Origin of the sequence: Arthrobacter sp. PsM3, from assembly GCF_030433895.1 — a bacterium.
Classification (GTDB): Bacteria; Actinomycetota; Actinomycetes; order Actinomycetales; family Micrococcaceae; genus Arthrobacter.
Map to the genome: position 1 here is coordinate 25,354 of NZ_JARUXE010000044.1, position 7,576 is coordinate 32,929.

Genomic DNA, 7,576 nt, shown 5'->3' on the forward strand with positions numbered 1-7,576 from the left:
TCATTTCGGTTCCCCCAACCTCTTTAGTACAAGCGAGTTTAGCTCGCCCCACCCGCAGACCGAACGGACCTGCAGCATTCGTTCGGGAACCGTTGAGCGGGACAGATTCGCTGAACCCAGGGTGTCCCGCCTGAGGATCCCTCAACTGGACGGAAATGCCCCAAAGACTGCCGGTCGTGCAAGAATCGCGGCATGGATGAGGATGAGCGGCAGACGAGGGATGAACTGATGATCCTCGATGCCCTGGTGCAGGCGATGGATCGGCGTGACGAGGTCTGCCAGATGATTGAGGATTCAGAGGACGCGGACGAAGCAAGGCGTCGGGTGGGTCAGCTGTTGGGTGTGGGAGAGCTGGGCAGCCGGGCATTCCTCGACCTTGCAGGTCAGAAGATTTACCCGGGACCAGCGTCAGGCCCTCGCTTCCCGTGCAGCAGAACTTAGATCAAAGTTGCCCGATGGGCGCTGAACTGGTCGCGTGCGATCCATTACGGTTGATCGTCCTGGCCTCGCCCCCCAGCTTTCAGCGCCATGAAGTGCATTATGAACTCCGTGGCGGCGATTAGTCCTGGTCCGGCACGGCGCACGCTCGACACGACTACCCGCGCAGCACCCTACGCGCCGCTGCCAAGTCCCATCATTGTTGGGCCACGGACCATGGCAGCCCTGGCGCTTGGCAGACCCCTAGATCTGCCTGGACCGGCTAGACCCTCCCAAAGTGTCCGTTGAGGGATCCTTCACCGGGCAGCTCAGTTGAAACGCTGACCGAAGGCTATGGCATCCAGATCATTGGCAGTTACGGTGGCTCCATGAGGGACAAGATGCTGCCGATCATTTGCGGGACGACAGAGTTCAACAACGCCCTCGACCACTACGAGACGGAAGGCTGGCGCCGTGCGGAAACTGATCTACGCCATGAATCTGACCCTGGACGGCTACATCGCCGCGGCTGGCGACGACATCGGCTGGGGCGGGCCGAGCGAGGAACTCTTCCAGTGGTGGCTCGACCAGGAGCGGGCTAGCAGCCTGTCGCTGTACGGCCGCAAGCTGTGGGAGACCATGAGCTCCTACTGGCCGACCGGCGACCAGCAGCCCAACGCCACCTCGGCGGAGATCGAGTTCGCTCGGAACTGGCGGGACACGCCGAAGGTGGTGTTCTCCTCGACGATCGACAAGGTCGACTGGAACACCCGCCTGGTCACCGGCGACGCGATCGCCGAGATCACCCGGCTCAAGGCCGGGGACGGCGGCCCGATGAGCGTCGGCGGCGCAACGCTCGCCGGGGCGGCCATGCGGGCCGGTCTGATCGACGAATACGCGCTAGCCACCCATCCGGTCCTGGTGGGCGGCGGCACTCCGTTCTTCACCTCGCTGGACAGCTGGGTGAACCTGAACCTGGTGGAGACACGGACGTTTCCCGGCGGCGTGGTCCTGACCAGGTACGAGACGAAGCGCTGAGGGCGACTCCTCCGCTCGGTCGGGAAGTACTCCACCGCCAGCGGCCCCACGTCGATGGGCATCAGATAGTCCGGAATGTGCCTGCGCACCGCCCCGGCGACCTCAGCCTTCAACAGAAACGGTTGCGCCACAATATGGCCCACCGACGCATCGAAGTCCGCGGCCAGTAAACGCGCCAACTCCCATTGGGACTCGCAGATCACCAGATCCCGCTCCGAAGTATGGCGTCCATGATGATCCCTTGAACGACACCGAATTGTGCGACCCTCTGCTACGCGGTCGTATGCCAGACATTCCGGCAACTGGTCGATGCCGCCGGGGTCGGGGACGGGGCACCCTCGGCGCCGAGGCTTCACGATCTGCGGCATACTTTCGCGGTCCGCACCCTGCTCAGCTGGTATCGGACCGGCGAGGACGTGCAGGCGAAGCTTCCATGGCCATCGACCTACCTGGGCCACCGTGAACCGGCATCGACCTACTGGTATCTCTCGGCCGCGCCGGAATTGCTGGCCTTGGCCGCGGCACGCCAGAATACCCGCTGGACGGCGGTGCGATCAGGACGCTGATCGCACCGGCCCTGCAGATGTTCTTCACCGACCGGCTCGCCCAACAGCGCCAAGCCAGCCCGCGGACCATCGCCGCCTACCGGGACGCCCTGAAGCTGCTCCTGGAGTTCATCCACGCACGGACCGGCAAGTTGCCCTCAAAGCTGGATTGGGACGACCTGGACGCGACCATGATCTCCGGATTCCTCAATCATCTGGAGACCACCCGGGGCAACAGCATCAGGACCCGAAACGTCCGCCTGACAGCCATCCGATCCCTGTTCGCCTACGCCGCGTTGCGTCATCCGGAGTATGCGCTGCTGATCCAGCGTGTTCTCGCCATCCCGCCGAAGCGGTTCGACAAGCGCATCGTGACGTTTCTGACCCCGCCCGAGATCGACGCCATCGTCGCGGCCCCGGATAAGTCCAGATGGGAGGGCCGGCGCGACAGGGCCCTGATCCTCCTCGCCATCCAGACGGGGCTGCGGGTCTCCGAGCTCACAGGCCTGAACTGCGCCGATGTCACGCTGGGCACCGGCGCGAAACCCGGACCGGGCGGCGGCTCTCCCGCGTCGCCGTCGCGCTGCGGGTCAGCACACACGCAGCGACCGCCGGGCGAACCTGTCCATCGCTACCGGGCAAGAAAATCCACCCTCACGTGTTTCGTCACAGCTGCGCGATGACCTTGCTCCAAGCCGGAGTCGATACGTCGGTAATCGCCCTCTGGCTCGGCCACGCCGGAGTCCGGTCCACCGACGCGTACGTCCATGCCGACATCATCATTAAGGAGAAAGCCCTCGCTCTGACCACGCCGGCATCCGCGAGCCCTGGCCGATACCACCCAACAGACAAGATCCTCGCGTTCCTCGAGAGCCTGTAACTATGCCGAGCCGCAAGCCGCAGGGGCCCCACACACCAGCCCGGGCCGGCGGCAGCCTCGGCATAGTCGCGGGCTCGGCATAGGTCAAGCTATGCGGACATCCGCATAGGTCGACGAGCTGGGCTACCTCCCGATCGACACCGAAGGGGCTCGGCTCCTGTTCCAGGTCATCGCTGACGGGTACGAAAAACGCAGCCTGATCATCACCACTAATTTGGAGTTCTCCCGCTGGGGAACAGTGTTCGGTGACGACAACATGGCCGCCGCCGTCATCGACCGTCTGGTCCACCACGGCCGGCTCCTGCAGTTCCGTGGTGAGTCCTACAGGGTCAAAAATGCCCTCATGAAATAGCCACACTGCCGGAATGGCCTGGAAACGCGCCGAGATCACCGCCGGGGTCAGGTTGTCATAGCGGATCATTTTCGACGGGACTCCGCCGAGGCGTTCGAAGGCCACGTTACGTCCGTCCAGGAAGGATTCCTGAGCCTGATTGGCATACGCCACATGCACGGCCCGAATGCGACAGCCGCAGCACGAACATGAACAGCTTGACCATGATCCCGCCGATCAGGGCCTGGAACTCACCGAAATCGACCTCCGCTTCCGCGCCGGGGGCATGGGTCTGCGGGACCGCGACATCGACGGGGGTGCCCACCAGCTCACGCCGGTTCTTCGCCACGGCATGGGTGACAGTGGATTCCGCCACGGTAGCCCCGTGCTCGTCCACCAGCCGCTGCCAAACCCGCCGGGCGGTATGGCGCTGTTTGCGCGGCGCCTGAAGATCAGCGACAAGCCACGCCCTGATGATTTTCAACCACGGGCCCATGGCCGGGGACTCCCGCACCGGGGCCTTGCGCGGCGGCGTCGAGTCGGCCAGCGCGGCACGCACCGTGCGCCGATGCACACCATGGACCCGGGCCAGCTCTCGGACGGACATATCTTTTCTTTTACTCTCGCATCGCGGCGGATACGCTCGAATTGTTCCACTCTCGATCTCTCTTTCAAACCCGTTCCGTTCTCTCAGTCTTGGACGACAAAGCGAACGCTACGGGCGGGTCGAGGGTGGGGCCAATCCTCCAACGTAGAAGGGCCGAACCGGGACCAAGAAGCGGCCCGATCCATCGAAGGTACCTTTCCGGGCACCCACCACCCCACGAAACACAGCGAATCATGTCTCACACCCGCGCCCGTTCAAACCGTCCCGTAAGCCGGTCCCTCACCGCGACACCCGCGCCCTCTCCCGCACCACGAAAAATCCCATACAAAAAGCTGTGACTGTTGGTTCGGAATGGCGGTTAAATCGCAGCTCAGAATGGCGGTCACGCACCGGGCGTCTTGCATGGCATGCAACGCAAGACAGCGCGAAGCCCGGGAAAGCGACACTGAGTGATCACAGAACACCGCCACGAAGCGCTAAAGTCCACCCCGGGTGAACAGTTGCAGTGCCATAATGCTGCTGTAGAGGGATACTGGAGATGGCGGAACCTGATGCCGCGATTCTGGATTCTTTGTAGATCCGGGCCCGGCTGGCCTGGAGGCTTGTGGCTTTCAACATGCGGCCGCGCTCTTAATGGCGAAGGGTTTTGGACATGGGGAGTACATGATGTCGCGCATCGGGGTCGAGGCAGTTTCCGGACGCGAGGATGGCTCGCGTGTCCTGGACGGGGCGGACGCCCGGGAAACCCTGCGTGACGTGAGGCGGTGTCGCGATGCCGCCGGGGATGTCGCCGCCCGGTACAACCGGCCTGCGTTCCGCGCAGCCCGCAGGCACATACGCCCGGTCCGGACCGCTACCGTTGCAGGACGTCGGGCGCTCCGCGGCCCTGTGCCCACACTCCTGGCGAGTTCGCTGAGCTTCGTTGCCCATGAGGACGACGACCTGCTGTTCCAGAACCCGGATATCAGCGACTGGATCGTCTCCGGGCTGCCGCACTGCACCGTGTTCGTTACCGCTGGCGAGTTCGATGGGCTGGGGAACCGCACGAGGGAGGAATACGCGGCAGACCGCCAGAACGGAGAACGAGCCGCCTATGCGCTCATGGCCGGAGTCGCTGACCACTGGGACCGGTCCAGCATGGACGTCGATGGCCGTCCGATTGAGATCGACACGCTCACCGATGCGCCCGGCCTGGTCCAGCTGGTCTTCCTGTGCCTTCCCGACGGAGGAGACGCCAATCATCTGGACGCCTTGGGGAAGTTGTTCCGCGGGGAGTCCGCCTCACAACCAACGATCGTGCCCACGGGGGGACCGGTGGCCAACAGCCTGACGTATACTCGGGCGGAACTCATCAGTACTCTGACGTCCCTCATGGAAATTTTCCAGCCCACCATCATCCGGGCGCAGGATCCGTGCCCGGACCCGCGGGCCGCCGACGATCACCAGGACCACATAGCAACGGCACAGTTCGTGGCCGAGGCGGTGGCCGACTACCACGGCCCGGACAGTTGCCGGCACGCAGCGCTGGTCAACTACCGCTGCTACAGTATCGCCGGTTCGCAGCCCAACCTGACCGGGCAGCGATCCGCAGAGAAGGCCTCAATCTTCGCAACATACGCGGCATCGGACCCGCAAGCCCATGACCTCGGCTGGACCTCGTCGAGGTACTACCGGTGGCCCTCCGGAAGCGTGTGGGCGGCCCGCGACGGGCTGGGCACGCCCCGCGCGTTCGCCGTCCTGGACGGTCAGGTCATGGCGTGGCACCAGGATCCGATCAGTTGTCTGTGGGAAGGCCCCAAAGAACTTGGGGGTGGTCCCGTCGCTCCGCATCTGGCAGTGGGGCACAATGCCGACGGCCGGCTTGAGGTGTTTGCATTCCGGATCGACACCGGAGACATCACCACGGCGTTCCAGACCGGACCCGACCTCGCATTCTCCGACTGGGTCAACCTGGGCAACCCCGACGGCACCGGATCGGCGGCCACAGGCACCCCCACCGTCGCCAGCAACCGGGACGGCAGGATGCAGGTTTTCGCGCGCAATCCCAGTGGCGGAATGAGCACCATTGCCCAAAATGGGCCCAACCTCGACTTTTCCGACTGGCAGGACGTCGACGGCGGGACGGACCTGATCAACGAGCCCGCCGCGGCCGTTGTGACCGCCGACGGCCGCATAGAGTTATTTGCCAGCAGCGGCGATGGCGTGGAGCACTGGTTCCAGCCCGTCGCGAACGGGCCGCTGGAGCATGACCCGGCGTTTCCCTCGAGGGCCGCCGCCGGGGCCCCGCAGGCAGCAAAGGGGCGTGACTACCTGCTGCGGGTGTTCTACAGAAATCCACAGGACGGCCACGTGCTGGCGTCGCTCCAAGCCGCTGTGAATGGCGGCTGGGATCCCGTCGTGTCGGACCTGGGCGGTCCGGCGGGGCAGGGGCAGATCACGGTGCTGACGAGGCCGGCACCGGACGGCCGCCTGGTTCTGGCCACCCGCGCAGATCCGAGCACGGAGTACTTCGACCTGCAGGAAGATGACGGCACCTTTGCCGGACTCTGGACCGAGCTGCCCTGCTCCCTGAGGGGTGTACCCGCCGGCGTGCTTCAGGCCAACAACGTGTTGGCGATGCTGGGCATTGGGACGGACGGCTTTCTCTACGTCAACCAGCAAACCATGGACGGTCCGCCCTTCGGTTTCCAGGGCTGGATCCGCGCGGGAGCTTAGCCTTGATCCCCCGAAGATGATCGAGGCACCAACGGCGGTTCAACCCGAGAATGCCCGTCTTTCAAGAAAATCCGGGAAGGTGAACGGTCAGCCACGAACGATGTTGACCCTCGTGCACATTTTTGGTCAGGCCTGCTGAGTAAGGACTTAGGCAACCATTCTGCAACCTCCCGGCGTCTCACAGGCCTTCGGTTGTGAGACGCCAGTGGCCTTGCAGTTAGGGCATCTCCACCGGGCATGTAGAGCACCGGTGTACACGGGCATCCTGGTCTGGGGCACTGATGTGGTGACCGTTTGAGGATTGCCTGCGCGAGGAGCGGATCTTAGGGGCTAGCTCCGGAATATGTCCCGACTCGTCAGTGAGCGTAGAGGCGCGAGGACGAAGAAGTGTGAGCGCCTTGGGTCAAATGAGCTTAATCAGGAGGTCGGAAGTGCGTTTGGGGTACTGTCCGCTCTCATCCTGGAAGGTTATTTCCACGCTCAGGGTAACTCCGCGGGCACAGTCAATCGCCTTCCAGAGCCAGCTTAGCGAGCGGCGAGCCCTGCTTCCCGGGGCGTCCCCCTGGCCCAAACCACAAATCTTCGTTTTATACTGGGGGCAGGGTCAACCAAGCCGTTCTCATGCTTGATGACAGACCTCATCCCAGACGTGAACCCTTGCGGGTCTGAGGGCGGCCAGTTCTTCTCCCGCGCATTCCAAAGGTCTCCGGCGGGGAGCGGTTCTGCGCCTTCGCGGCGGCCGGGCGAAAGGTGTCCAATTTGCACATCGGCTACGAGGCCGTGGAACCGTGTGCGCTCACCGAGGTCGCGACCGGGCTTGTCACCCTCGCCGACGAGTACGACCAATGTTCGTTGACCAGGATGAAGTATGCCGGCAAGGCCGGTGCCTGGGACAAGACCCGGATCGTGCTTCAAGCCACAGAGACGCCAGTACATCGTTGGCGGTGAGCTCCCACAGTTCAGCAAACCTCGTGCCGCGTCACGGTAGTAGACGATGCCGTCCTTGTTGGTCGCGACTCTCTCTCTCTCTCTCTCTCTCTCTC

General features: G+C 63.9%; 7 protein-coding genes and 1 pseudogene. 7 read left to right on the top strand and 1 reads right to left on the bottom strand.

Going from position 1 to position 7,576, the window contains the following annotated elements; genetic code table 11:
• The first annotated feature begins 192 nt into the window (after positions 1–192).
• The 5 genes and pseudogenes from QCD75_RS18555 to QCD75_RS18575 all read left to right on the top strand — a co-directional run.
• Positions 193–441 carry a DNA gyrase subunit A gene (locus QCD75_RS18555; RefSeq protein ID WP_301230903.1) on the top strand — a complete coding sequence of 83 codons (249 nt, stop codon included), beginning with the start codon at positions 193–195 and terminating at the stop codon, positions 439–441.
• A gap of 450 nt (positions 442–891) precedes the next feature.
• Positions 892–1,455: a dihydrofolate reductase family protein gene (locus QCD75_RS18560; RefSeq protein ID WP_301230904.1), complete on the top strand. Its 564-nt coding sequence runs from the start codon at positions 892–894 to the stop codon at positions 1,453–1,455.
• A gap of 583 nt (positions 1,456–2,038) precedes the next feature.
• Positions 2,039–2,683, top strand: coding sequence for a tyrosine-type recombinase/integrase (locus QCD75_RS18565; protein ID WP_301230905.1), 645 nt, complete (start codon positions 2,039–2,041; stop codon positions 2,681–2,683).
• Positions 2,584–2,880 carry a tyrosine-type recombinase/integrase gene (locus tag QCD75_RS18570; RefSeq protein ID WP_301230908.1) on the top strand — a complete coding sequence of 99 codons (297 nt, stop codon included), beginning with the start codon at positions 2,584–2,586 and terminating at the stop codon, positions 2,878–2,880. The genes QCD75_RS18565 and QCD75_RS18570 overlap by 100 nt, the downstream gene beginning before the upstream one ends.
• A gap of 109 nt (positions 2,881–2,989) precedes the next feature.
• Positions 2,990–3,232 (top strand): annotated as a pseudogene (locus QCD75_RS18575) (ATP-binding protein); the annotation flags it as partial.
• A gap of 106 nt (positions 3,233–3,338) precedes the next feature.
• Here QCD75_RS18575 and QCD75_RS18580 read toward each other — a convergent pair.
• Complete coding sequence (locus tag QCD75_RS18580) at positions 3,339–3,818, bottom strand: hypothetical protein (protein ID WP_301230906.1); 480 nt, start codon at positions 3,816–3,818, stop codon at positions 3,339–3,341.
• Between the two features lie 663 nt (positions 3,819–4,481).
• Here QCD75_RS18580 and QCD75_RS18585 point away from each other — a divergent pair.
• On the top strand, positions 4,482–6,533 hold the full coding sequence (locus QCD75_RS18585; protein ID WP_301230907.1) for a PIG-L family deacetylase: 2,052 nt from the start codon (positions 4,482–4,484) through the stop codon (positions 6,531–6,533).
• Between the two features lie 693 nt (positions 6,534–7,226).
• Complete coding sequence (locus QCD75_RS18590) at positions 7,227–7,481, top strand: hypothetical protein (RefSeq protein WP_301230909.1); 255 nt, start codon at positions 7,227–7,229, stop codon at positions 7,479–7,481.
• Positions 7,482–7,576 lie beyond the last annotated feature (95 nt).

Bases quoted from the DNA above. Each gene is read 5' to 3' on its own strand.
- QCD75_RS18565 (WP_301230905.1), top strand. From the start codon at position 2,039: ATGTTCTTCACCGACCGGCTCGCCCAACAGCGCCAAGCCAGCCCGCGG.
- QCD75_RS18580 (WP_301230906.1), bottom strand. From the start codon at position 3,818: ATGTCCGTCCGAGAGCTGGCCCGGGTCCATGGTGTGCATCGGCGCACG.
- QCD75_RS18555 (WP_301230903.1), top strand. From the start codon at position 193: ATGGATGAGGATGAGCGGCAGACGAGGGATGAACTGATGATCCTCGAT.
- QCD75_RS18585 (WP_301230907.1), top strand. From the start codon at position 4,482: ATGATGTCGCGCATCGGGGTCGAGGCAGTTTCCGGACGCGAGGATGGC.